Raw genomic sequence first — 21,317 nt, forward strand, 5'->3', positions numbered from 1 at the left:
ATCCCGGCTTGTCAGGCGGAGATGATCTTCGTGTATTCGTCGAGTGCCGCCCCGTAGTTCTTGGCGTACCAATCCATGTCGAGCGGGATCTGCTTTTTCATGTTCTCGGGATCGACGGGGTTGATGCGCTTCTTGTCGGCGGGGATCAGCGCGTCGGCGGCCGGGTTGGCCGGACCCTGGCCGAGCTTGTCGAACATGATGAGTTCCTTCTCCGGGTCCTGGGTGCTGGCAATGAACTTCATCGCCGCGTCCTTGCCGCCGGGATTGCCCTTGAGCACGGCGAGCGCGCCGGGCGAGATCAGACCCTGGTCCCAGATGAACTTGATCTTGCCGCCGGAATCCTGCTCGATCAGCGAAGCCCGGGTCGACCAGACGATCGCCATCGAGGCCTCGCCATTGAGCAGCACGCTTTGGCTTTCGGCGCCGCCACCCCAATAGGCGACGACGTTCTCCTTGAAGGCGGCGATCTTGTCATGCGCGCGCTTGAGGTCGAGCGGATAGAGCGATGCCGGTGCGATGCCGTCGGCAAGCAGTGCCGCTTCCCAGCTCGACACGCCCCATTTGTAGAGCGAGCGCTTGCCGGGGAATTTTGCCACGTCGAAGAAGTCGGCCATGCCGGTCGGTGCCTGGCTGCCGTATTTCTCGGCATCGTAGGCGATGACATAGGAGAAGAAATAGGTCGAGGCGGCGTGTTCCCAACCGAACCCCTCGCGCATCTTCTTCTTGTCGACGATCGTATAGTCGATCGGCTCGAGCATGCCCTGCGCGCCGAGCGTGATGGCCGAGAACGGATCGACGTCGACCAGGTCCCAGGTCGGGGCGCCGCTCTTGAACTGCGCCGCGATTGCGCCTTCGGTCGGGCCGGAGCCATCCATCTTGACGACGATGCCGGTCTCCTTGGTGAAGGCCTGGCCGTAAGCCGCGTCATAGGCGGTGATGGCGTCGCCGCCCCAGTTGACCAGCACCAGTTCCTTCGCCGCGGCAAAGGCGCCGGTCGAGCGCAGCAGCATCGGCGTGCCGGCCAGCACCAGCGCGGCCAGCTGCGTGAACTGCCGGCGCGAGATCTCTCCGCGCACGGCCCTGGCGGACAGCGCCTCGATGGAATGTTTCTTGGTTTGGTTTGTCATGTCAGTTCCCCTTTTTTGTCGTTGGTATTTCCTGAAAGTCAGCGTGGCGAATTCGCCTCGCCGATCGTCATTGTCCTCCGTCCGGAAGGAGGAAGCCTTTCTCCGCCGGCCAGGTCAGCCACACGGAATTGCCCTTGCTGAGCGCGGAAGCGGCAACCTCGTTCGGTACCGAGACCGTCACCTTGGCGCCTTGGCGCGTCGTCAGATCGAGCCGCGTCGCAGCGCCGAGATAGGTCGAGGCGACGGCAGTCGCGGCAATACCGTTTTCGCCAACGGCGGCTTCGCGGGCGATCGACATGTATTCTGGCCGGATCGCCAGGATGGCGTCTCCACGGACCTTCTCGGCCTTGCAGCGCATGCTGATCGCGCGGTCTTCGCAGAGGCCCGTCGAGCCATTGTCGGCCGGGCGCACGCCCTTCAGCGGCAGCATGTTGATCTCGCCCAGGAACTCGGCGACGAAGCGGTTGTCCGGCCGGTCGTAGACCTCGTCCGGTGCGCCGACCTGCAGCAGTTTGCCATGATTGAAGATGGCGACGCGCGACGACAACGCCAGCGCCTCGCTCTGGTCATGGGTGACGAAGACGAAGGTGGTGCCGGTCTCCTGGTGCAGCCGCTTCATCTCGGCCTGCATCTGGCCGCGCAGGCCCTTGTCGAGCGCCGAAAACGGCTCGTCGAGCAAAAGCACGCCCGGCTCGAACACCAGCGCACGCGCCAGCGCCACGCGCTGCTGCTGGCCGCCGGACAATTGCGACGGTAGTTTCTTCTCGTGGCCCTTGAGCCCGACGCGCTCGATCATTTCGCCGACGTGGCGTTTGATCTCGGCCGCCGGTTTCTTGCGCACCTTGAGCGGGAAGGCGATGTTGGCCTCGACGCTCATATGCGGGAACAGTGCGTAGCCTTGGAAAACCATGCCGGCGGCGCGCTGCTCGGCCGGCCGCTCTGTGATGTCGACGCCGTCGCTGTAAAGTCGGCCGTCGGTCGGCTGAACGAAGCCGGCAAGGATCATCAGGAAGGTGGTCTTGCCGGAACCGGAGGGGCCGAGCAGGGTGAGGAACTCGCCACGGCCGATATCGAGCGTCAGATCGTCCAGCGCACGGAACGAGCCGAAGCTCTTGCCGATCCCGATTGCCTTGATCTCTGCGGCCCGGCCGGGTTGCTGCATCCTGCCCTTTCCTTAGCGTAGGCGAAATCGTAGGCAGGGCGGCGGCTCACCGCAACCGAATAGTTTTCGCCTGATCGGCAAATTTGATTCATCTATGCACCAATCTCCTCCTCGAGGGGGGAGATTAGCGCTCCTTGTTCTCGGACAGCTTCGACCTCAGCCATCTCCCAAACGCCTCCAGCACCGGATGCGCTGCCTTGGCGTGCTCGGAGACCAGAAAATACGAGCGCGGCGAATTGATCGCTATGTCGAAGGGGCGGACCAGCCGGCCTTCGCTCAGCGCCCGGCGACTGGTCAGCTCGTCGCCCATGGCGATGCCCTGGCCGGCAATCGCCGCCGAAAAGACCAGGTTCATGTCGGAAAAGAAGATGCCGCCTTCCGGATCGGGGTTCTCGACCTTGGACAGGGCCAGCCAGCGCGCCCAGTCCTCGGTTTCACCGAGATGCAGGAGATTGGCGCGCAGCACGTCTGCCGGCTTGGAGAAGCCGCCGATCTTGTTGAGCAGCGTGGGGCTGCACAGCGGCGTGAAGGAGATTTCGCACAATGGTTCGACCACGCGGTTCGGCCAGTTGCCGACGCCGAAGGCGATGAAGGCGTCGGCCTCGGCATTGCTGACGTCGTCGAGGCGCCGCGGCGTCAGGATGCGCAGTGCGACATCGGGGTACATCTGCCGGAACTCGCCGATATGGGTGCACAGGAACAGCGAGGCGAAACCCGGCGTACAACTGACACTGAACGAGCCGCCGATGCCGGTGCCGGCATGGCGTGTCACCGCGTCGCCTAGCACCGTCAGCGCCTTGCGCACGTCGCTGGCATAGCGTTGGCCGCGTGGCGTCAGCGCCACGCCCTTGCCGATGCGCGCGAGCAGGTCGAAGCCGAGATCGCGTTCGAGCAGGCGCAATTGATGACTGACCGCACTGCGGGTCAGATGCAGTTCGTCAGCGGCGCGCCAGACGCTGCCGTGGCGGGCAAAACTGTCGAGCGCGCGCAGCGCCTGCGTCGAGGGAATTCTCAAGAGGTGAACCGAATTTGCATGAGCCGGGAAAACATATCACTTTTTGGAGAGGCGCTTCACTGCTTTCTTTCCGCCATGGAGAAACCGGTGACCTCGGCGCAAGCGACCGCGCTTGCCTGTCTGGACGACATCCAGCCGTCGCTGTCGGCGTGGACGCGGACCATCTTCGACTTCGGCGAGACCGCCTGGCGCGAATACCAGTCGGCCGCCTGGTATGTCGAGCGCCTGAAGCACGAAGGCTTTACCGTTGAAGAGGGCTCTGGCGGCATGCCGACCGCCTTCTGCGCCCACTGGACCAACGGGACCGGCCCGACAATCGGCATGTATGCCGAGTACGACGCGGTGCCTGGCAATTGCCAGGATGCGGCGACGGTGAAGCGACCGCGTCCGGGCCTCGGCGAACAGGCCGGCGGCCACACCGATCCGCATTCCGGGCTCGGCATTGCCAGCCTCGGCGGGCTGCTGGCGACCAAGGCGGCGATGCAGCGCCACGGCATATCGGGCACGCTGCGCTTCACCGGAGAGCCGGCGGAGAAGGTGAGGGGATCGAAGCCGATCCATGCCGCGAAGGGCTATTACGATGGGCTGGCGGGCATGATCTCCTTCCATCCTTTTTACATGCTGCCGCTGTGCAACACGGCGCGCTGGGACACGCATTGCGGTGCGGCCTATGCGATGATCTACCGCTTCATCTGCGACGAGCCGGAACATTGGTCGAGGGCGGCAGGCAACGCGGCGCCGATCCCGCAGGCGCATTCGGCGATCCGGGCGCCGGGCGCCAACGACGCGCTCATGATGATGTACATGGCCTCGAAGGCGCTACGCGATTCCATGCTGCCGCATCAGGGCGGCTGGTCGATCAGCGAGGCGATCCTGACGGCGGGGCAGGCGACCGCCGACAATCTGCCGGCCGGGCTGGCCGAGATCCAGTACATGATCCGCGTGCCGACGCTGGCGATGGCCGAGCAGGTCACCGCCGTGCTTGACCGCAATGCGGAAGCCGTCGCGGTGATGGGCGGCTGCCGCTATGAGCGGCACTGGGTGTCGAAGTCGCGGCCGGGGCTCGCCAATCACGTAATGGCTGGCATTGCCTTCGACGCGCTGGCGGCGGTCGGGCCGCCGCGCTGGGACGAGACGGCTAAGGTGATCGCCCGCGAAATCCAGATCAATGCCGGCGGGGTGGCGAGCGAGGAACCATTCATCGACGAATTGGAGCGGCTGATTGCACCACAGGCGGCCGAGGCGATCCTGCGCCGCGACCTGGCGCCGTCGCAGGTGAATTCGACGTCCGACGACTACACCGACATGTCATGGCATACGCCGACGGCGCGGTTCTATGTCGCTCGCCCGGCATTGCGCTCGGAGAACGGTCACGCCTTTCCGTCCTGGGCGATGAATGCGCTGGGCGGCATTTCTGCCACCATCGACCCGATGGTCATCTGCGCCGCAAAGACGGTCGCGCTGGCAGCACTTCGCCTGTTGGAAGACGAGGCCGCGCGCGACGCGGCGATGGACGAATTCGTCGCCCGCACCGGTGGCGGCATCGGCGGCTCGAACTGGATCGCGCCGCTCTGCGACTACGAGCCGCCAATTGGATTTCGCTGGCCGGAATACATCACCACCCCGCGCGGACGGGACTGGTGGATACCGAGCAACCAAGCCGCATGACTCAACCAAGCCGCCCCTTCACGAGGAGAACCCATGACCGTCCATGACCGCATCGTCACCGAGCCGTTTTCGCTGCAGCGCCGCAACCCGGCCGGCGGCACCAAGAAGCTGACCGCCTGGGGCTTCGCCAACGAGACCGACGTGCTGACCGACGTGCTGCTCGGCTCGCCCAATTTCCTGCGCCATCTCTCGACCAGCTCGCTATCGCGAAAACATCTGCGCGAGGCGCCTTGCAATGTCCAGATCGCGCAGGCGCAGCACAAGGACCTTGTCGCCGCCTATGAGCATTTCGGCGTCAACATCCACTGGCATGAGCCGACGCCGGAACTGCCGATGCAGGTCTATTCACGCGATTCCAGCGTGATGACGCCATATGGCGTCATCATCACCGCGATGGCCAACTGGTGGCGGCGCGGCGAGAACTACGCGGCGATCCGCACCTATGAGAAGCTCGGCATCCCGATCTATGACATGGTCACCGCCGGCACATTCGAAGGCGGCGACTTCAACGTCATCGAGGACGGCGTGGTGCTGATCGGGTGCGGCGGCGCCCGCACGCAGGAGGAGGGCGCCCGCCAGGTCCAGGCCTGGTTCGACAAGGAGGGCTGGGAGACCCGCATCGCGTTCATCGACGAATATTACGTCCATATCGACCTGATGGTGGTGCCGATCGCCGAGAAGCTGACCGCCGTCTGCCTCGCCTGCACGGAGCCGGGCATCGTCGACTGGCTGAAGGGCAAGGGCCACGAGATCATCGACGTGCCGTTCCAGGACACGATGGCGCTCGGCTGCAACTTCATGTCGCTGGGCAAGGACAGGGTGATCGCGCCGACGTCCAGCCAGGCGCTGATCGGCCAGCTCAAGGCACGCGGCTTCGAGGTCGCGGCCATCGATATGAGCGAGATCTCGAAGACCGGCGGCGGCATCCACTGCATGGCACAGGCGCTGAAGCGCGAGCCGGCCTGAGGGGCCGGCCTTTAGCCCCAACGCTCCCACGAAAGCGCCATTGTCAGCAACGTCGAACCCGCCTGGCTCGCGGCACGCGCCTACAGCACGATGAGCTTTCCCTTGCGCAGACGCTTGGCGCAACGATAGGCGAGGTCGGCGGCGACCATGTCTTCCATCGCAATGCCCATCGCCTTGTAGGTGGTGATCTGTTGATTCGAAACGCGACCCGGCGCGCGGTCGAGCAGCATGGCGCCAAGCTCGGTGCCGAAATCCGGGTCGAAGCCGGCAAGCTCGCAAGAACCGACCGGGGTCGGTTTGAACGCATCCTTGGTTTCGACAAAAAGACTGGATTTGCCGATGAGCTCGATCGGCATTTCTCCGCCGGGCGGCGCCACCCCGACCGACGAGACATGCGTGCCCGGCTGGACCCAGCCTGCGTCGATCACCGGCTGGTAGGAGTGGGTCGCCAGGCACACCACGTCCGAACTGCGCACTGCCGCCTCGAGGTCGGCGACCGCCACCACCGACGGATGCAGCCGGGCAAGCGCTGCCGCATCGTCGAAGCTCTTCGAAGCGACCCGGATTTCGGCAAAGTCGCGCACCAGCGGCAACAGATGCAGGTGCTGGTTGGCCTGCACGCCGGCGCCGATCACTGTCGCTATCCTGGCATCCCGGCGGGCAAGCGCGCGCACCGACAGCACGGCGGAGCCGGAGGTTCGCACCGCGGTTATGAAGGTGCCGTCCATGATGCAGACCGGCAGGCCGGACAGAGGATCGAACAGGCTGATGGTGGCGAGATGGCTGGGCAGGTTCTTGGCCAGGTTGCCTTCGAAGACATTGACGATCTTGACGGTCAGGTTCATGTCCTCCATCCAGGCCGGCATGGCGAGGCTGTAGCCGGCTCCGGGGATGTCGAGCTGTGGTCGGGGTGGATTGACGACCTTACCTTGTGACAGCGCCTTGAAGCCGTCTTCCAGAACGTCGAGAAGCTGGCTGAGGTCGATGCACGCCATCACGTCGGCTTCGCTCAGCACCAGGATCTCGGTCGCTCCCTTGCTGATTTCCGCCGCACTCTTGCCGGCTGGGCTGCACGCTTCCTTGGTCATCCTGCACTCCTGTGTTCGTTGAAATCGGCTCACCACATCTGCTTTGAGTGGGTGAGGGAAGCGCAGGCTATTGCGAGGTTTTATGTGATGAAATACGTTGATTTTGGCATCTGTGCGTGAATTAAGCACACAAATCCCTGAGATAGAGTGGATTGTGAATGGACGATCTCGACCAGATAGACCGCAGCCTGCTCCGGCTGCTGCAGGAGGATGGGCGCCGGACGACGCTTGATCTTGCCGGGCGTGTCGGGCTGTCGCCGACCGGAACCAGCCAGCGGGTGAAGCGCCTGTTCCGCGACGGGTTCATCACCGCGGTCAGGGCTATGCTCGATCCGCGCAAGGTCGGCAGGGGAACGCTGGTGTTCATCGAGGTCAGGCTTGACCACACGGCGCCGCATGTCTTTGACCGCTTCGCCGAAGCCGTGGCGAAAGCTCCGGAGGTTCTGGAGTGCCATATGGTGGTTGGCGGTTTCGATTATCTGGTCAAGGCGCGGATCGCTGAAATGGCGGTGTTCCAGGATTTCCTGCAGCGGGTCATCCTGCCTCTGCCCGGCGTGCGCGAAACGCACACTTTCGCCTCCATCGCCGATGTCAAGCCGAACGCCCTCTTGCCGGTGTAATCAGATGGAGGAGGGGAATGCTGTTCAGGGCGACGTTGAACGCATCTTCGCCACCTTGTCGCTCCCCCTAGCGCGCCTCCTGGTGCAGAGATGCCGGAGACCGGCTCTAGCCTTGCAGGGTCAGCAGGTTAGCGTCGCGCGCGAGCCGCCACTCACCATCTGGCTCCTTACGCAGGAGCGTCAGCGCATATCCCGATCGATGGACCGGCTCGCCATTCGGCGGGGTCGCGGTCATGTCGATGCGGCTGCGGATGAAGGCCCAATTGCCGAGAAGCTGTAGTTCCACGATATCGCTCGTGCCGTCGATATGAACGCCGGCCGTCTCCTGCGCGGCCGCCGCGAAGATCTCCTTGTCGAAGGGTTCCCGGCCGGGAACCATGAAGATCGCATCGTCCGTCATCAAGCTGAGGACAGTCGCGATGTCTCCACGCTTACTCGCATCCATCCACGTCTCGACCAGCTTTCGGATTGCTGTTTCGTCGCCCGTCATCCGTTACCTCCCTGGCATCTCGCCGTCATCGATAGCGCACGGCGCTTCCCCCTCGCTGAAACATAGGGCTTAGATCGCTGTCGTCATCGATTGCGGTGGTCCTCGACGTCGCGCGGCGTGGGGCATGGTCCGTGAAACGGCAGGTCCGCGCCCTCCATGCCTATCGCCAGCCGCCCGAGGCGGTGATGCGCTCGCCGGTCAGCCATGACGCCTCGTCGGAGGCGAGGAACACCGCGACGCGGGCGACGTCATCGGGCAGGCCGAAGCGACCGAGCGGGGTCATGGCGATAATCTGCTTCTCGAATTCGCTGCCGACGATGCCGATGCGCGCGAGGCCTTCGGTATCGATGCCGCCGGGCGCGATCGCGTTGACGCGGATGTTGCGTGCGCCGAGCTCCCGCGACATCGACAGCGTGATCGTGTCCACCGCTCCCTTGGTGGCGGCGTAGACGAGCGAGTTCGGCTGCGGATTGCGGCTGGCAACCGAGCTTATGTTGATGATGCTGCCGCCGCCCGGGCCAAAATGGCTCACTGCTGCTTGCGTGGTCAGAATGATGCCCAACACATTGGTGTCGAACTCACGGTGGAACTCGGCCTCGGTAACCGCTTCCAGCGGCTCGAACGCGAAGACGCCGGCATTGTTGACCAGGATGTCGAGCCCGCCAAACTCCGATTTCGCCGCCTCGAACAGGCGGCGCACGTCGGCCGCTTGCGACACGTCGCCCTGGACGGTGACGGCGCGGCCGCCACGGTCCTCGATCTCGGCGACGACGCGGTCGGCGCCTTCCTGTGACGAGGCGTAGTTGACGACCACCGCGGCGCCGGCCGTGGCAAGACCCTTGGCGATGGCAGCGCCGATACCCTTGGAGGCGCCGGTGACGATGGCGACCTTGCCGTTCAGCTTGCTCATCAAATCTCTCCTTTGTCGATGATGAGCGGTATTTAATGATGATCAGAAATCGTATTAGGATCATCATGATCCATTCTTTCGTGCCTGGAATTCCGGAATGACCACCATCCTCGAAAAGACCGCCGGTCTCGTCGCCTTCGTCCGCACGGTCGATGCCGGCTCGTTCCATGCCGCCAGCCGGCTGGTCGGCTCCAGCCCATCGGCGGTGTCGAAAAGCGTGGCGCGGCTCGAGCGGCGGCTGGGCGTCAGGCTGATCAAGCGCTCGACGCGCCGGCTCGGGCTGACCAGTGAGGGCATCGCTTATTACGAGCGCGTGGCGCCGCTGCTCAGGGCGCTGGACGATGCCGAAGACATCGTCCAGCTGGCCGATACAGCGCGCGGCCTGCTGCGCGTCACAGCGCCGGTCGAACTCGGCCGCGGCCTGATCGCGGCATGGGCGCAGGCGTTCCTTTCGCGGCATGGCGCAGTCAAACTAGAGCTCAGCGTCACCGACCGCCACGCCGACCTGATCCGCGAAGGCTATGACGTTGCGGTGCGCATGGGGCAGCTCTCGGACACCGGGCTCATCGCGCGCAAGATCGCCAATCTGCCGATCGTGCTGGTGGCCTCACCGGCCTATGTCGAGCGGCGCGGCCGTCCGGCATCGGTCGAGGATTTACCGAACCACGAATTCGTCCGCTACCAGATGGCCGGCCGGCCCTATCCCGTCACTTTTGCCGACGGTACGATGATCGTGCCGGACGGACGGCTCGATACCGATGATGGTGGTGCCATCCGCAATGCGGCACTTGCCGGCGCCGGCATCGCGCATCTGATGCGGTTTGCCGTGCAGGACGATCTCGACACGGGCCGCCTGGTCCGCATCCTGCCCGAGGTGGCGATGCCGACCATGCCGGTGTACATCGTCCATGCGTATGGGCGACAGCTACCCGTCCGGGCGCGGCTGTTCGTCGACTTCCTGGCGGGCCGGATGGCGGCGCTAATGCGATAGCGCAGGGCGGAATGACCTCCGCAGCCGATCCGACGCCGTCGCAAGCAAGATTCTTGCCCCATCACCCGATCTTCAGAACGCAATCTTCACTGACTCGGCGCTGCGGTTGGCCGGGCCGTGGTGGACGGCCTCGATATTGTTGCCGTCGGGATCGAGCAGGAAGGCGGCGTAGTAGCCGGGATGGTAGTGCTGCCGCTCGCCCGGTGCGCCATTGTCCGTGCCGCCGCCATCGAGGCCGGCCCTGTAGAAGGCGTCGACCATGGCGCGGTCCTTTGCCTGGAAGGCAAGGTGGTGGCGCCCCGTCAGCTTTCCCTGGGCTGCCGGGCTGTCGGGGCTGGAGATGAACAGCTCGTCGGCCCAGAAATAATCCTCGGCGCTGCCGCCGATCGGAATATCGAGCACCTTGAAAACCGCCTCGTAAAAGCGCCGGCTGGCCTTGAGATCCCTGACCACCAACTGGATGTGGTCGATGAGACGGCCGCGATGAAGTTCCATACCTGATAGCTCCTGATCGCCAGGCTGGAAATCTAGCTCAGCACTGTGCACGGTCAATGCAATGGAGCAATTGAGCGGCGCAATTTCTTGACTGGATAAAAAATGCAACCGGATTGTCGGATTCAAAACGTCTCCAACGTCCTTCGGACGCAAGCGGCTCGGCGAAGCTCGAAAAGGTCGTGCCGTATCAACGCTTCCGGCATGGGAGAAAAGTGAAATGAGCCTTCCCTATCGTTGGGTTATCGTCGCGGCTGGCGCGCTGATGACCTGTGTCGCCCTCGGGGCGATGTTCTCGCTGGCGATCTTCCTCGAACCGATGGCGCTCGACACACAATGGTCGCGCGCCGGCATATCGAGTGCGATGACGCTGAACTTCCTGGTAATGGGCCTCGGCGGCTTCGCCTGGGGCGCCATTTACGACCGCTTCGGCGCTCGCATCGTCGTCATGACCGGCGCCGTATTGCTTGGCCTGGCGCTGGTCCTGGCCAGCCGCACCGGCTCGCTGCTCGTTTTCCAGCTGACCTATGGCGTGCTCGTCGGCCTCGCGGCAAGCGCCTTCTTCGCGCCGATGATCGCGCTGACCTCCGCCTGGTTCGACACGAACCGCAGCCTCGCGGTCTCGCTGGTCTCGGCCGGCATGGGCGTAGCGCCAATGACCATCTCGCCCTTCGCGCGCTGGCTGATTTCGGCCTATGACTGGCGCACGGCGATGTTCGATATCGGCATAACCGCGTGGGTGCTGCTACTGCCGGCCGCGCTTCTGGTGCGCCAGCCGCCCCAGCCCGCTGCCGACGGCGCTGCCCCAACCGTTGCCGCCGAGGGTGCCGGCATGACGGTTCCGCAGGCGCTGCGCTCGCCGCAATTCATCGTGTTGGGACTGACCTTCTTTGCCTGCTGCGCAGCGCATTCGGGGCCGATCTTCCATATGGTGAGCTATGCGATGCTGTGCGGCATAGCGCCGATGGCGGCGGTCAGCATCTACAGCATCGAGGGCCTGGCAGGGCTGGGTGGCCGGCTGCTTTACGGCGTGCTTGCCGATCGGCTGGGCGTCAAGCCGGTGCTGATCACCGGGCTGGCCATACAGGCGGTGGTCATCGCCGCCTATCTGGCGGTCAGCGAGCTTGGTCAATTCTACACGCTCGCCGTCATCTTCGGCGCCACCTATGGCGGTGTCATGCCGCTCTATGCGGTGCTGGCGCGCGAATATTTCGGCCAGCGCATCCTCGGCACGGTGTTCGGTGCCGTAACCATGCTGTCCAGCCTCGGCATGGCTTTCGGCCCGCTCGCCGGCGGCATGGTGTTCGATGCCTATGCCAGCTATTCCTGGCTGTTCATCGGCTCGGCCCTTGTCGGGCTTGGCGCGATGGCGATTGCGATCGCCTTCCCGCCGCTGCCGCGCCGGGAGTTGCAACCGGCTTAAAGCCGGATCAGCAGAAGAGGGCGGCCGCTTGGATGGCAAGCGGCCGCGATCTGGCAGTGCTTGTTCGGCATTATGAAAAGCGAATTGCTATGCTCGCAGAGGCACCACCTCGGCGCCATCAAGCGTGTAGCGCGCATAGCGGAAATCGCGAATTCTCGCCAATCTGTCGCCCGTCCATTCCAGCAGGATAAAGTATCTTGGCCCTCCGGCCGAGTCATCCGGATCGATGACAAGTATGGCTGGGTGCCGATCCACCAGGCCTGGAAGCAGCCGCCAATCGTGGATACCCGCGTAATTGTGGAAGTACCGGCCCACTTTCGTGCGGCCGCTCGCCCGGAGCCGGTTGACGAGGTCAAGCCGCACGTCCTCGGCCAGCATGTCGCGGATCGTATCGAAGTCGCGGGCGTTGAACCGCTCCACATAGGCTGCCAGACGCGCCCGCTCGGGCTCGGCCAACACCGGCACAGGCCGATCGTCAGGCTCGCCGGCGACTTCGCGCAGGCGCAGACGGCCGCGATGCAGTGCGGCTTTCACCGCCGGAACGCTGCTGTCGATAATGTTGCCGATCTCTTCGATCGTATAGCCGAGCACATCCATGAGGATGACGCTGCTACGCTGCGCCGCGGGGAGGCGCATGAAGGTCTGCAGGCTTGCGGCTGCAGTGTGTCGACCCTCGGCCGACATGCCGGGGTCAGGTATCATGTCGATATCCTCGATGGCATGCGCGGCATCCACCCTGGCGCGACGGCGCAGGTGGTCGAGCGCTGCATTGTGCGCGATGCGGAACAGCCAGCCCTCGACATTGGCTATCGGTCCGGTCCCTGGGAACGCCTCGAGCGCCTTGACCGTAGCTTCCTGGACGACATCCTCGGCATCGATCACCGAACCGGTCATGCGGGCACAATAGCGGTGCAGTTTCGGCCGCAATTCGCCGAGCAGCCGATCAAATGGCTCCCGTCCTTCTGGCGTGCCGGATGCGGATCCGGTCATCGCACAAGGATCGATTTCATTGCGTATCTCCCAGGGCAGGCGCGCCCGCCATGAGGCGCAGCGTCTTATAGACGCTCAACGATGGCAAAAGGATTCGGTCGAAAAAACTTTCTTTAGCTGGAATCCTTTGGTGGTGCCTCCGCGTCTCTGGATCATGGGACCGCGAGACTGGCGGGCCCTCTGTTCAAGCCGGAGGCGCCATAATCATGAGCAAGCAAAGTGCGGGATCAACGAAGGTCTGGGTTCTCGCCCTCACGTCGATAGGCTCCTTGATGGTCGTTCTCGATGCGATGGTCGTGGCGACCGCATTGAGCACGATGCGGGTCGAACTCGATGCCTCGCTGGAGACGCTGCAATGGACGATGAACGCCTATAATTTGAGCTTTGCCGTCCTGCTCATGACCGGGGCTGCGCTCGGTGACCGGTTCGGTCGCCGCCGTACGCTCGTTGCCGGATTGGCGTTGTTCGTCGCAGCGTCGGTTGCCTGCGCGCTCGCTGGAAATGCCGGATTGCTGATTGCGGCCCGTGCGGTTCAGGGCGCGGGTGCTGCAATGGTCATGCCGCTGGCCATGGCGCTGCTGAGCGTCGCTTTTCCCCCGGAGGAACGAGGCAAGGCGCTGGGTATCTTCAGCAGCATCACCGGCCTGGCCCTGATCATCGGTCCGATGGCGGGCGGTGCGATCTCCGAAGGCCTCTCCTGGCACTGGATCTTCTGGCTCAATGTTCCGGTCGGCATCGTTCTCATCCCGCTGGTGCTGCGTCGGATTCCGGAGAGTTACGGGCCGGGCACGGCTATCGATGTCCTCGGCGTCGTGCTGGTGACTGCGGCGGCATTTGGAGTGGTCTGGGGTCTGATGCGCGGCAACATCGTCGGCTGGAGCAGCTCTGAAGTGCTGTCGGCGCTGACGGCCGGGCTGGTTCTGGCCATCGCATTCGTCCTTTGGCAGCTGCGTACCCGTGAGCCCATGCTGCCTTTGCGGTTCTTTCAGGCGCGCGCATTCTCCTCGGGCGTAGGGGCGAACTTCCTGCTCTGCGCCGCCATGTACGGCCTCGTATTCCTGCTGCCGCAGTTTCTGCAGTTTGCCCAGAGCCGTGGGCCGCTCGGGGCCGGCATGGGATTGCTGCCCTGGACCGCCACGCTTTTCGTGGTCGCACCGATCGCCGGCAGCCTGATCAACCGCGTCGGCGAGCGCTGGCTTGTCGTGGCCGGATTGATCCTGCAAGCGGCTGGAATGGCCTGGCTGGCGCAGATCGCAGCACCTGATCTGCCCTACATCCAGCTAGTCGCGCCCCTGATCATTACCGGTGCCGGCGTGTCGATGGCCATGCCTGCCGCGCAGAATGCGGTCCTCAATGCGGTCGCGCGGCCGGAGGTCGGCAAGGCTGCCGGCACGTTCAATACATTCCGCTTTCTGGGCGGCGTATCCGGGATCGCGATCGCCGGTGCGGTGTTCGCCGGCACTGGAAGCTTCTCGTCCACCGACGCGTTCAGCGATGGCTTCACCGCGGCAATCGACGTCTCCGCGCTGCTCTCGCTCGCCGGCGCGCTCGTCGGAATGGGGCTTCCGGAGCGTCGCACAGTGGCGCTCGCGAATGCCGGCAAGGAGGCGTAATTGTCGCTCGGAGGCGGGAAGCTCGCGCGAAGCGGGTCCCCGCTTCAAAACGCCTTCTACTGCCCGGCGGATGCGAGGGTGCCGCTCGCCATGAGGCCCCACAACTGGTCGGCGCTCAAGTGCCTGGCGGATCCGTCATAGGCCACGCGTCCGAGGCTGAGAACCACGATCCTGTCGGCCAGCGCCCGCACCGTGGCGAGATCGTGTGTGACGAGGCTGACGCCAGTGCCGCTGGCGGCGATCGAACGGATCAGCTTCACGCGTTCCGTGATGGCGGCGAACATGCTGCATCGCAGCACCCTGCCGCCGATATCGGCGGGCCAAGGCAGCGCGCGAAAATCGTCAAAAATGGACAATTCGGGCTGGCTCCCGCTGTTTTTTGGCTTTTATTAGCCGCGCCTCACGTTCCTGTTTCAAATATGTCAACTTTTTGTGTTGCGTTGCACAATGGTGGCGCCTTATCCTGCGTGAGGGGGGCGCTTCCGATTGGAAATGCGCCGTGAACGACGCCGCTATGTTGACCGATTGGCAGTTTCGCCGTCCCGCCGGCGCACGCCGCTAATGGGAAATGCGCGCGACACCCAATTGGACGCGCTGAGGGCCATCGCCGTGACGATGGTGCTGTACGCACACTTCTTCGCGGCCGGAGGATCCTCGTTCTGGGGCCATATCGGCGTACGTCTGTTCTTCGTGCTGAGCGGCTTTCTGATTACCCGCCTGCTGCTCGAAGCCCGCTCGGCCGCCGAATTCGAAACCGGACCGGCGCTGAGATCCTTCTATATCAGGCGGGCGCTGCGGATATTCCCGCCCTATTTCGCCGTGCTGGGTTTCGTCTGGCTTACGGACATGGAGCAGTCGAGAGGATCGCTGGCCTGGCACGCGCTCTATCTGTCGAATTTCTGGTACGCAGCGCAGAATGAATGGACGCCCTGGCTGCTCTGCCATTTCTGGAGCCTGAGCATCGAGGAGCAGTTCTATATCGCCTGGCCGTTGATCGTGCTGCTGGCGCCGCGCCGGCGCCTCGAAGCGATCTGTATCGCCGTTATCGGGCTGTCGCTGGCCTACCGGTTTTATTGGCCGATCGCGGGAACACCCGGTTTGTCGCGCGACCTGCTGCCGCCGGCGTCGATGGACGCGCTGGCGTCAGGGGCGCTGCTTGCCGCTTACCGGTCAAGATCCGCTGGCCTGCCGCAATGGCTTCGAGCTGGCTGGCCGTGGCTCGCCGCGGCGTTTTTCGTTCTGCAGTGGTTTGCGCCGGCGCCGGCAAATCCGCTGCAGGAATGGGGCCTCTGGCTGCTGTTGCAGATCCTGCCTCTCGTGCCGCTGGTGGTCATCGTTGCAAGCTGTTCGACAGGCGTTTGTGGCTATATCGGAAAAGGTCTCGAACTGCCGCCGCTGCTTGGCCTTGGCCGCATCAGCTACGGCGTTTATCTCTACCATCCGATAGTGCTGTCGCTCGTCGTCAAATCGCAGCCCTGGATTCCGGTCAACGTCTCGGAACAAGGGCCGGGACGGTTCCTGGTGGCGGGAACGGTGACGCTCATGCTGGCGTCGGTTTCATGGCTGCTTTTCGAGAAGCCGCTCAACAGCCTAAAGCGCCACTTCCCCTATGTTGCCCGGAGAGGCCGAGCCGGCTTCCCGACAGGCATCGATACGACCAACAGCGGTTGGCTCGCGGCAGGAGCATATCCGAGCAGGCCGCTTGATGGCGCATCGCGCTTGCCACGCAAGTTGCAACGAAGCGGTCGGGGCTGACCAATGGCTGCTCCCTTAGTCTCCGTTCTGCTGCCGACCTACAATGCGGGACCTTATCTTGCCGCTGCGCTGGGTAGCATCCTGCGCCAGGATTACGATCGTCTGGAGGTCATCGCCATCGATGATGGCTCGACCGACAACTCACTGCAGATCCTACAGAAATACCGCCAGGCCGACAATCGCATCTCGATCATCTCACGCGAAAACCGTGGCCTGATTGCAACTTTGAACGAAGGCCTGGCCATGGCCCGCGGCGATCTGGTCGCCAGGATGGACGCCGACGATGTCGCCTATCCCCGGCGCCTGTCGCGACAGGTCGCGCTGTTCAACCAGCAGCCTGACCTCGCGCTGTGCGGCGCGGGTTTCGACACCTTGCTCGGCAACCGCATCGTCAGGGGTTCGCCCGATCCGATATTCCAGGACAATAGCCTGCGCATCTTGTCGATGTTCTTCACGATCTGCATGCATTCCACGGTCGTCTACAACAGGAAGGTCATCGAAGAGAGCGTTCTATTTTATAACGAAAGGTACAAGCACGCCGAAGACTTCGACCTGTTCAGGCGGCTGACCGACCGCTACCCGGCGGCCATGATCCCCGAAAGCCTGATCGCCTATCGTATCCATGACGACAGCGTGACCAACAGGCACAAGCGCGAAATGCGCAGGACGCATTTGAAGATCGTCGCCGAGAACCTCGAGCGCGAGGGGCTCGCGGAAGAGACGCAAGACCTCCGCGACATCGGTGAGGTCCTGTCGATGGGCACGGTTCGCCGTGCCGCCGAGTGGATCCTTGCGCTGGAAGAAAGGATTGCCGCGCTGCCGGCCGAGGCGAGGCCGAGCTACCAGGCCGGCACGCTGAACCTGTTCTACTTCCTCTATCAGCTCATATCGGGAGAAAGACAGCCGTTGCTGATGCACGAATTCCTGACGCGGACCGCGAAATGGAAGCTCATCCGGCGCCGCGAGCAGTACGTGTTTCGCACCGGTGCCTTCGCGCCGCGCTTCAGTCTCGCCTCGATGTCGGTCACCAGGCAGGTGGATGCCCTGTCGCGGTATCTGCAATCCGTGCCGGCCGCGGCCGTTTTGCCTTCGAACCAGTTGAGCTAGCAACGCATGTTCGTCAAATCGCACCAGCTCCAGCAGCGCGGCCACTCGACGGTGCCGGCGGCCATGTCGCCGCGGCCGCAGCATGGACCGGCGCCGGCGGTCAGCTTCATCGTCTGCACACGCGACCGCGTCGCCGTGCTCGAGCCCTGTATCAGGTCGATCCAGGCCGCGTGTCGTGCCCATGCCGACTTTGCCGCCGAGCTGGTGGTTGTCGACAACGGCTCGACCGACAGCACCGCCAAACGGCTGGCCAGCATCGCCGAACTGTCGGACATCCCGTTCACCGCTATTCGCGAACCACGACCTGGACTGGCGGCCGCGCGCAACGCCGGGCTGGAGCGGGCGCGGGGCCGCGTGCTCGTCTTCGTCGACGACGATTGCGCAGTCCACAAGGATTATCTGCACGATCTGCAACGGCACTATTCGGCCGGCGAACGGGTCATCCGTGGTGGCCGCGTCGAGATCGGCGATCCCCGCGACCTGCCGTTCACCATCAAGCGGTCGCCGGTGCGCGCGCGGCTTACGCCGGATGTCCATCCCGGTGGCTTCGTGCTTGGCTGCAACATGACGATGCACCGTGATGTTGCAGCCCGCATCGGCCGTTTCGACGAACGCTTCGGCGCCGGCGGCCCGCTGCGCTCGGCCGAGGATACGGACTATCTCGTGCGGGCGGTGCTGCTTGGGATTCCGGTCGAATATGTGCCCGACATGACGATTTACCACCATCATGGTCGGCGCGATCGCAAGGCCATAGAAAAGCTGCACCGCGACTACAGCATGGGCAATGGCGGGCTTTGCCTGAAACATATCCGGCACGCGCCGTGGCTGCTTCGCCATTTCTACTGGTCCATGAGGGCGGCCTTGCGCGAACTGAGGAAAGGCCCTCTGTTCGACCGTGAACTCAAGCTGTCGCACTGGCCGATCATCGGCATGAACTTGCTCGGCGCGGCCAAGTTCGCGGTGCTTTCGCTGGTGAAATCGCCGCAGCCGGCGCAAATGCGACAGGAGCAACAGGCAAATGCCGAGGCGAGGTGATCCGCAATCATGCGATTGATGCCGCCCAGCCTGCCGATGCTGCGCCGCGCGCTCGGGCAAAAGCAGTTGCGCCTGCTTCCGGCCGTGGTGGTGCTCGGGCTGCTCAGTGCGGCGCTTGAGGGGTTCGGCATCGGCCTGATCATCCCGTTGCTGAACATAATCATGGGGCAGGGGCAGACCGGCATGGCTGGCTTTTCCGCCGTCTTCCAGCATGTCGGATCCAGCCTGAGCGAGCGCGACCGGCTGATCGTCATATCCGTCGCCATCCTCGGCTCGATCGTGCTCAAGAACCTGTTCGCCTACGCCAATACGCTGCTGACCACCTTCATCTACGGCAAGGCAAGCCATTCGATCCGCAGCGCGCTGTCGGAGCAGCTGCTGCGGGTGGGCTACCCGTTCTTCCTGCAGCAAAGCCCTGGACGGCTGCTCAACATCATCTCCAACGAATCCTGGCGGGCCTCGGATGCCATCCAGATCACGCTGGGGGCAATCGTCAACGCATCGGCCGCGATCATCCTGCTGACCTTCCTGCTGCTCCTGTCGTGGCAGATGACGCTGCTGGTCACGCTGGGCCTGGCGCTGGTGCAGGTCGCGCACGCCATGCTGTCGGCCAATCTGAAGGCGCCGAGCCGCAGCGTCGCCTCCCGCAACAGCCAGCTCGCATCACAGATGCTGCATCTGGTGCATGCCGGACGGCTGATCCGCATCTTCGGCCAGGAGCAACGCGAGAAGGCGGCATTCGACCAGGCATCGGATGCAGTGCGCCGGGCGGCGTTCGTGCTTTTGACGCGTCAGGGAGCGTTGCCGCCGCTGACCGAGGTTCTGCACGCCATGCTGTTCCTGGCGGTGGTGATCGGCGCCTGGTTCGCCAATGTCAGCTTCCCGCTGATCGTCGCCTTCGTCATCCTGCTCTACAGGCTGCAGCCCTACATGCGGTCGCTGCAAATGGCCTGGAGCCAGTTGCAGGGCCTGAGCGGATCGCTTGAAGAGGTGACGTGGATGCTGGACCCATCCGGTAAGCCCGAGCCGCCGCAAGGTGACGCGGCGTTCCCCGGGCTCAGCCAAGGCATCAAGTTCGAGGACGTCACCTTTACCTATTCTGGTTCGGAACAGCGCGCGGTGGTGCTGCATGCGGCGAATTTCGACATCCGCAGCGGCCGCTCGACCGCGCTGATCGGCCGCTCTGGCGCCGGCAAGACGACGATCGTCAATCTCCTGTGCCGCTTCGTCGAACCGGATAGCGGCAGGATCCTCGTCGATGGATCGCCTCTGGACCGCATCGACCCCAGCCAATGGCGAAAGCACATCGCGCTCGCCAGCCAGGAGCTGGAGCTGGTCGACGGCACGATTTTCGACAACATTATCTACGGCCAGGACGCGGCCTCGACCGATGACGCCGAGCGCGCGGCAAAACTGGCCGAAGCGCATGGCTTCATCGAGCAACTGCCGCAAGGCTACAGGACCGTCGTCGGCTACCGCGGCGTCAACCTCTCGGCGGGACAGCGGCAGCGGATCGCGCTGGCCAGAGCCCTGGTGCGCGATCCCGATATCCTCATCCTCGACGAAGCCACCAATGCGGTGGACGGGCTGTCGGAAGCGGCGATCGTCGAGACGCTGAAGTCGCGCGCCGGCCGCCGCACCACCATCGTCATCAGCCACCATCGCAGCACCATCTCGTTCTGCGACGACGTGGTGATCCTGAGCCACGGCCGCGTGAAAAAGCAGGCGCCCTTCGCGGCGCTCGCGACGCTCAGCATGGACGAGCTTTACCAGCACGAGGCGCTGGAGGGCTGAGGGCGCCCCCCGCTGCGTGCGCGCGCTGGGAGGTCGTCTCGGATGTCAAGCCAGGTCAAGCATCTCAGGGCGAGGAGCCCTCCGCCATGCCTCTCTGCAGGATTTCTGGGATGATGAGTGATCCCGAGCTTACCCGCTTTCGATCTGGAGCGTACAGAACCAAGGGTCCGCCTGCCAAATCCATCAATGGCAGGCGGACCCTAATCAGCGCTGAAGGGACTGATTCTGCGCCGATCTCTCCTCGAGGAGGTGACGCCATCAACTGAAGACGGGCGCAGTGATAGTGTCCTGAAGGTTCTGCAAAAAGTTTTGGAGAGAGAACGGCGCTTGCTCTGAAGGGCGAGCGGCCATGGCACGGTGGTGACGTTGCAATCACCGATTCCCGTGGAAGGGGAAGTGCCATGACCAATCGAGAAGTTAAACTGAGCAGGGGCGAGTTGAAAGCGTTGCTGCTGTCGGATGAGGACGGCTTTCGCCAGGTATTGCAGACTGTCGTGCAGGAGGCTCTGGAAGCCGAGATGACGGAGGCGATCGGGGCCGAGAAAGGCGAGCGGACGGCGGAGCGGGTGAGTTACCGGTCCGGGTATTACGAGCGCAAGCTGGTGACGCGGGTTGGGGTGCTGGAACTTCGCGTTCCGCAGGATCGGACGGGCCGGTTCTCGACGGAGTTGTTTGAGCGCTATCAGCGTTCGGAGAAGGCCTTGGTGTCGGCGCTGGTCGAGATGTACGTACAAGGCGTTTCGACCCGCAAGGTGAAGGCGGTGACGGAGGAATTGTGCGGCCACTCTTTCTCGGCCTCGACGGTGAGCGAGGCGACGATGCGGCTGGATGAGGCGCTCAAGGCGTTCTTCACGCAGCGGCTCGAGGAAAGCTATCCGTATCTCATCTTGGACGCGCGCTATGAACGGGCTCGCGAGGCGGGCGTGATCGCCAGCCAGGCGGTGCTGGTGGCGATCGGCGTGGATTGGGAGGGCCGGCGCCAGGTCCTGGGCGTGGAGCTGGCCAACCGGGAGAGCCATTCGAGCTGGCGCGAGTTCGTGACGGGGCTCAAGAATCGCGGGCTCGCCGGCG

The 21,317-nt window shown here is 64.0% G+C and carries 20 protein-coding genes; 11 read left to right on the top strand and 9 right to left on the bottom strand.

Annotated features, from left to right (window positions below; translation table 11 throughout):
* Nucleotides 1-11: 11 nt before the first annotated feature.
* The 3 genes from NKJ93_RS13815 to NKJ93_RS13825 all read right to left on the bottom strand — a co-directional run bounded on the left by NKJ93_RS13815 (nt 12) and on the right by NKJ93_RS13825 (nt 3,304).
* A complete protein-coding gene (locus NKJ93_RS13815; protein ID WP_352589588.1) occupies nt 12-1,127 on the bottom strand; it encodes an ABC transporter substrate-binding protein in 1,116 nt (371 codons plus the stop codon).
* 67 nt (nt 1,128-1,194) lie between these two features.
* Nucleotides 1,195-2,289 (bottom strand): ABC transporter ATP-binding protein, encoded by a 1,095-nt coding sequence (locus NKJ93_RS13820; RefSeq protein ID WP_352589591.1) that lies wholly within the window; start codon nt 2,287-2,289, stop codon nt 1,195-1,197.
* A gap of 124 nt (nt 2,290-2,413) precedes the next feature.
* Complete coding sequence (locus NKJ93_RS13825; RefSeq protein ID WP_023720588.1) at nt 2,414-3,304, bottom strand: LysR substrate-binding domain-containing protein; 891 nt, start codon at nt 3,302-3,304, stop codon at nt 2,414-2,416.
* A gap of 75 nt (nt 3,305-3,379) precedes the next feature.
* On the opposite strand from NKJ93_RS13825, the gene NKJ93_RS13830 reads away from it, so the two are divergent.
* Nucleotides 3,380-4,972, top strand: coding sequence for a zinc-binding metallopeptidase family protein (locus NKJ93_RS13830; RefSeq protein ID WP_352589648.1), 1,593 nt, complete (start codon nt 3,380-3,382; stop codon nt 4,970-4,972).
* 33 nt (nt 4,973-5,005) lie between these two features.
* Nucleotides 5,006-5,938, top strand: a complete 933-nt coding sequence (locus NKJ93_RS13835; RefSeq protein ID WP_023720586.1) for a dimethylarginine dimethylaminohydrolase family protein — start codon at nt 5,006-5,008, stop codon at nt 5,936-5,938.
* Nucleotides 5,939-6,018: 80 nt separating this feature from the next.
* Here NKJ93_RS13835 and NKJ93_RS13840 read toward each other — a convergent pair whose 3' ends face one another.
* Nucleotides 6,019-7,026, bottom strand: coding sequence for an ornithine cyclodeaminase family protein (locus NKJ93_RS13840; protein ID WP_023720585.1), 1,008 nt, complete (start codon nt 7,024-7,026; stop codon nt 6,019-6,021).
* 158 nt (nt 7,027-7,184) lie between these two features.
* Between NKJ93_RS13840 and NKJ93_RS13845 the strand changes: the two genes are divergently transcribed.
* Nucleotides 7,185-7,646 (top strand): Lrp/AsnC family transcriptional regulator, encoded by a 462-nt coding sequence (locus tag NKJ93_RS13845; protein WP_023720584.1) that lies wholly within the window; start codon nt 7,185-7,187, stop codon nt 7,644-7,646.
* A gap of 106 nt (nt 7,647-7,752) precedes the next feature.
* On the opposite strand, the gene NKJ93_RS13850 is transcribed toward NKJ93_RS13845, so the two are convergent.
* Both NKJ93_RS13850 and NKJ93_RS13855 read right to left on the bottom strand, forming a co-directional pair.
* Nucleotides 7,753-8,136: a YybH family protein gene (locus NKJ93_RS13850; RefSeq protein WP_023722391.1), complete on the bottom strand. Its 384-nt coding sequence runs from the start codon at nt 8,134-8,136 to the stop codon at nt 7,753-7,755.
* A 160-nt stretch (nt 8,137-8,296) separates the two neighbouring features.
* The gene (locus NKJ93_RS13855; RefSeq protein ID WP_023722390.1) at nt 8,297-9,046 is read right to left on the bottom strand and encodes an SDR family NAD(P)-dependent oxidoreductase; all 750 of its coding nucleotides are present in this window, start codon (nt 9,044-9,046) and stop codon (nt 8,297-8,299) included.
* A 97-nt stretch (nt 9,047-9,143) separates the two neighbouring features.
* On the opposite strand from NKJ93_RS13855, the gene NKJ93_RS13860 reads away from it, so the two are divergent.
* Complete coding sequence (locus NKJ93_RS13860) at nt 9,144-10,037, top strand: LysR family transcriptional regulator (protein WP_352589594.1); 894 nt, start codon at nt 9,144-9,146, stop codon at nt 10,035-10,037.
* A gap of 72 nt (nt 10,038-10,109) precedes the next feature.
* Here NKJ93_RS13860 and NKJ93_RS13865 read toward each other — a convergent pair whose 3' ends face one another.
* Entirely contained in the window at nt 10,110-10,532 is a 423-nt protein-coding gene (locus NKJ93_RS13865; RefSeq protein ID WP_023722388.1) for a VOC family protein, read from the bottom strand.
* A 217-nt stretch (nt 10,533-10,749) separates the two neighbouring features.
* Here NKJ93_RS13865 and NKJ93_RS13870 point away from each other — a divergent pair, with 217 nt between their 5' ends.
* Entirely contained in the window at nt 10,750-11,952 is a 1,203-nt protein-coding gene (locus NKJ93_RS13870) for an MFS transporter (protein WP_023722387.1), read from the top strand.
* A gap of 87 nt (nt 11,953-12,039) precedes the next feature.
* Here the strand turns inward: NKJ93_RS13870 and NKJ93_RS13875 are convergent, their stop codons facing one another.
* Nucleotides 12,040-12,942: a sigma-70 family RNA polymerase sigma factor gene (locus tag NKJ93_RS13875; protein ID WP_352589597.1), complete on the bottom strand. Its 903-nt coding sequence runs from the start codon at nt 12,940-12,942 to the stop codon at nt 12,040-12,042.
* A gap of 206 nt (nt 12,943-13,148) precedes the next feature.
* On the opposite strand from NKJ93_RS13875, the gene NKJ93_RS13880 reads away from it, so the two are divergent.
* A complete protein-coding gene (locus NKJ93_RS13880) occupies nt 13,149-14,555 on the top strand; it encodes a DHA2 family efflux MFS transporter permease subunit (protein ID WP_352589600.1) in 1,407 nt (468 codons plus the stop codon).
* Nucleotides 14,556-14,611: 56 nt separating this feature from the next.
* On the opposite strand, the gene NKJ93_RS13885 is transcribed toward NKJ93_RS13880, so the two are convergent.
* Nucleotides 14,612-14,911 (bottom strand): P-loop NTPase family protein, encoded by a 300-nt coding sequence (locus NKJ93_RS13885; protein ID WP_156948281.1) that lies wholly within the window; start codon nt 14,909-14,911, stop codon nt 14,612-14,614.
* Between the two features lie 205 nt (nt 14,912-15,116).
* Here NKJ93_RS13885 and NKJ93_RS13890 point away from each other — a divergent pair, with 205 nt between their 5' ends.
* The 5 genes from NKJ93_RS13890 to NKJ93_RS13910 all read left to right on the top strand — a co-directional run.
* Nucleotides 15,117-16,310, top strand: coding sequence for an acyltransferase family protein (locus NKJ93_RS13890; protein ID WP_352589603.1), 1,194 nt, complete (start codon nt 15,117-15,119; stop codon nt 16,308-16,310).
* Between the two features lie 3 nt (nt 16,311-16,313).
* A complete protein-coding gene (locus tag NKJ93_RS13895; RefSeq protein WP_023722381.1) occupies nt 16,314-17,417 on the top strand; it encodes a glycosyltransferase family 2 protein in 1,104 nt (367 codons plus the stop codon).
* 63 nt (nt 17,418-17,480) lie between these two features.
* Nucleotides 17,481-18,452 carry a glycosyltransferase family 2 protein gene (locus NKJ93_RS13900; protein WP_031195092.1) on the top strand — a complete coding sequence of 324 codons (972 nt, stop codon included), beginning with the start codon at nt 17,481-17,483 and terminating at the stop codon, nt 18,450-18,452.
* Nucleotides 18,453-18,461: 9 nt separating this feature from the next.
* Nucleotides 18,462-20,246, top strand: a complete 1,785-nt coding sequence (locus NKJ93_RS13905; protein WP_502896912.1) for an ABC transporter ATP-binding protein — start codon at nt 18,462-18,464, stop codon at nt 20,244-20,246.
* A 401-nt stretch (nt 20,247-20,647) separates the two neighbouring features.
* A partial coding sequence (locus NKJ93_RS13910) for an IS256 family transposase (protein WP_352589605.1) occupies nt 20,648-21,317 on the top strand: 670 nt, incomplete at its 3' end.

The sequence above is a fragment of the Mesorhizobium sp. M0028 genome (genome assembly GCF_040323855.1).
GTDB lineage: Bacteria > Pseudomonadota > Alphaproteobacteria > Rhizobiales > Rhizobiaceae > Mesorhizobium.

What these genes read in the sequence shown, in the direction of transcription:
- NKJ93_RS13815 (WP_352589588.1), bottom strand. Translation starts at nt 1,127, where the DNA reads ATGACAAACCAAACCAAGAAACATTCCATCGAGGCGCTGTCCGCCAGG.
- NKJ93_RS13820 (WP_352589591.1), bottom strand. Translation starts at nt 2,289, where the DNA reads ATGCAGCAACCCGGCCGGGCCGCAGAGATCAAGGCAATCGGGATCGGC.
- NKJ93_RS13830 (WP_352589648.1), top strand. Translation starts at nt 3,380, where the DNA reads ATGGAGAAACCGGTGACCTCGGCGCAAGCGACCGCGCTTGCCTGTCTG.
- NKJ93_RS13835 (WP_023720586.1), top strand. Translation starts at nt 5,006, where the DNA reads ATGACCGTCCATGACCGCATCGTCACCGAGCCGTTTTCGCTGCAGCGC.
- NKJ93_RS13840 (WP_023720585.1), bottom strand. Translation starts at nt 7,026, where the DNA reads ATGACCAAGGAAGCGTGCAGCCCAGCCGGCAAGAGTGCGGCGGAAATC.
- NKJ93_RS13845 (WP_023720584.1), top strand. Translation starts at nt 7,185, where the DNA reads ATGGACGATCTCGACCAGATAGACCGCAGCCTGCTCCGGCTGCTGCAG.
- NKJ93_RS13850 (WP_023722391.1), bottom strand. Translation starts at nt 8,136, where the DNA reads ATGACGGGCGACGAAACAGCAATCCGAAAGCTGGTCGAGACGTGGATG.
- NKJ93_RS13855 (WP_023722390.1), bottom strand. Translation starts at nt 9,046, where the DNA reads ATGAGCAAGCTGAACGGCAAGGTCGCCATCGTCACCGGCGCCTCCAAG.
- NKJ93_RS13860 (WP_352589594.1), top strand. Translation starts at nt 9,144, where the DNA reads ATGACCACCATCCTCGAAAAGACCGCCGGTCTCGTCGCCTTCGTCCGC.
- NKJ93_RS13865 (WP_023722388.1), bottom strand. Translation starts at nt 10,532, where the DNA reads ATGGAACTTCATCGCGGCCGTCTCATCGACCACATCCAGTTGGTGGTC.
- NKJ93_RS13870 (WP_023722387.1), top strand. Translation starts at nt 10,750, where the DNA reads ATGAGCCTTCCCTATCGTTGGGTTATCGTCGCGGCTGGCGCGCTGATG.
- NKJ93_RS13875 (WP_352589597.1), bottom strand. Translation starts at nt 12,942, where the DNA reads ATGACCGGATCCGCATCCGGCACGCCAGAAGGACGGGAGCCATTTGAT.
- NKJ93_RS13880 (WP_352589600.1), top strand. Translation starts at nt 13,149, where the DNA reads ATGAGCAAGCAAAGTGCGGGATCAACGAAGGTCTGGGTTCTCGCCCTC.
- NKJ93_RS13890 (WP_352589603.1), top strand. Translation starts at nt 15,117, where the DNA reads ATGGGAAATGCGCGCGACACCCAATTGGACGCGCTGAGGGCCATCGCC.
- NKJ93_RS13895 (WP_023722381.1), top strand. Translation starts at nt 16,314, where the DNA reads ATGGCTGCTCCCTTAGTCTCCGTTCTGCTGCCGACCTACAATGCGGGA.
- NKJ93_RS13900 (WP_031195092.1), top strand. Translation starts at nt 17,481, where the DNA reads ATGTCGCCGCGGCCGCAGCATGGACCGGCGCCGGCGGTCAGCTTCATC.
- NKJ93_RS13905 (WP_502896912.1), top strand. Translation starts at nt 18,462, where the DNA reads ATGCGATTGATGCCGCCCAGCCTGCCGATGCTGCGCCGCGCGCTCGGG.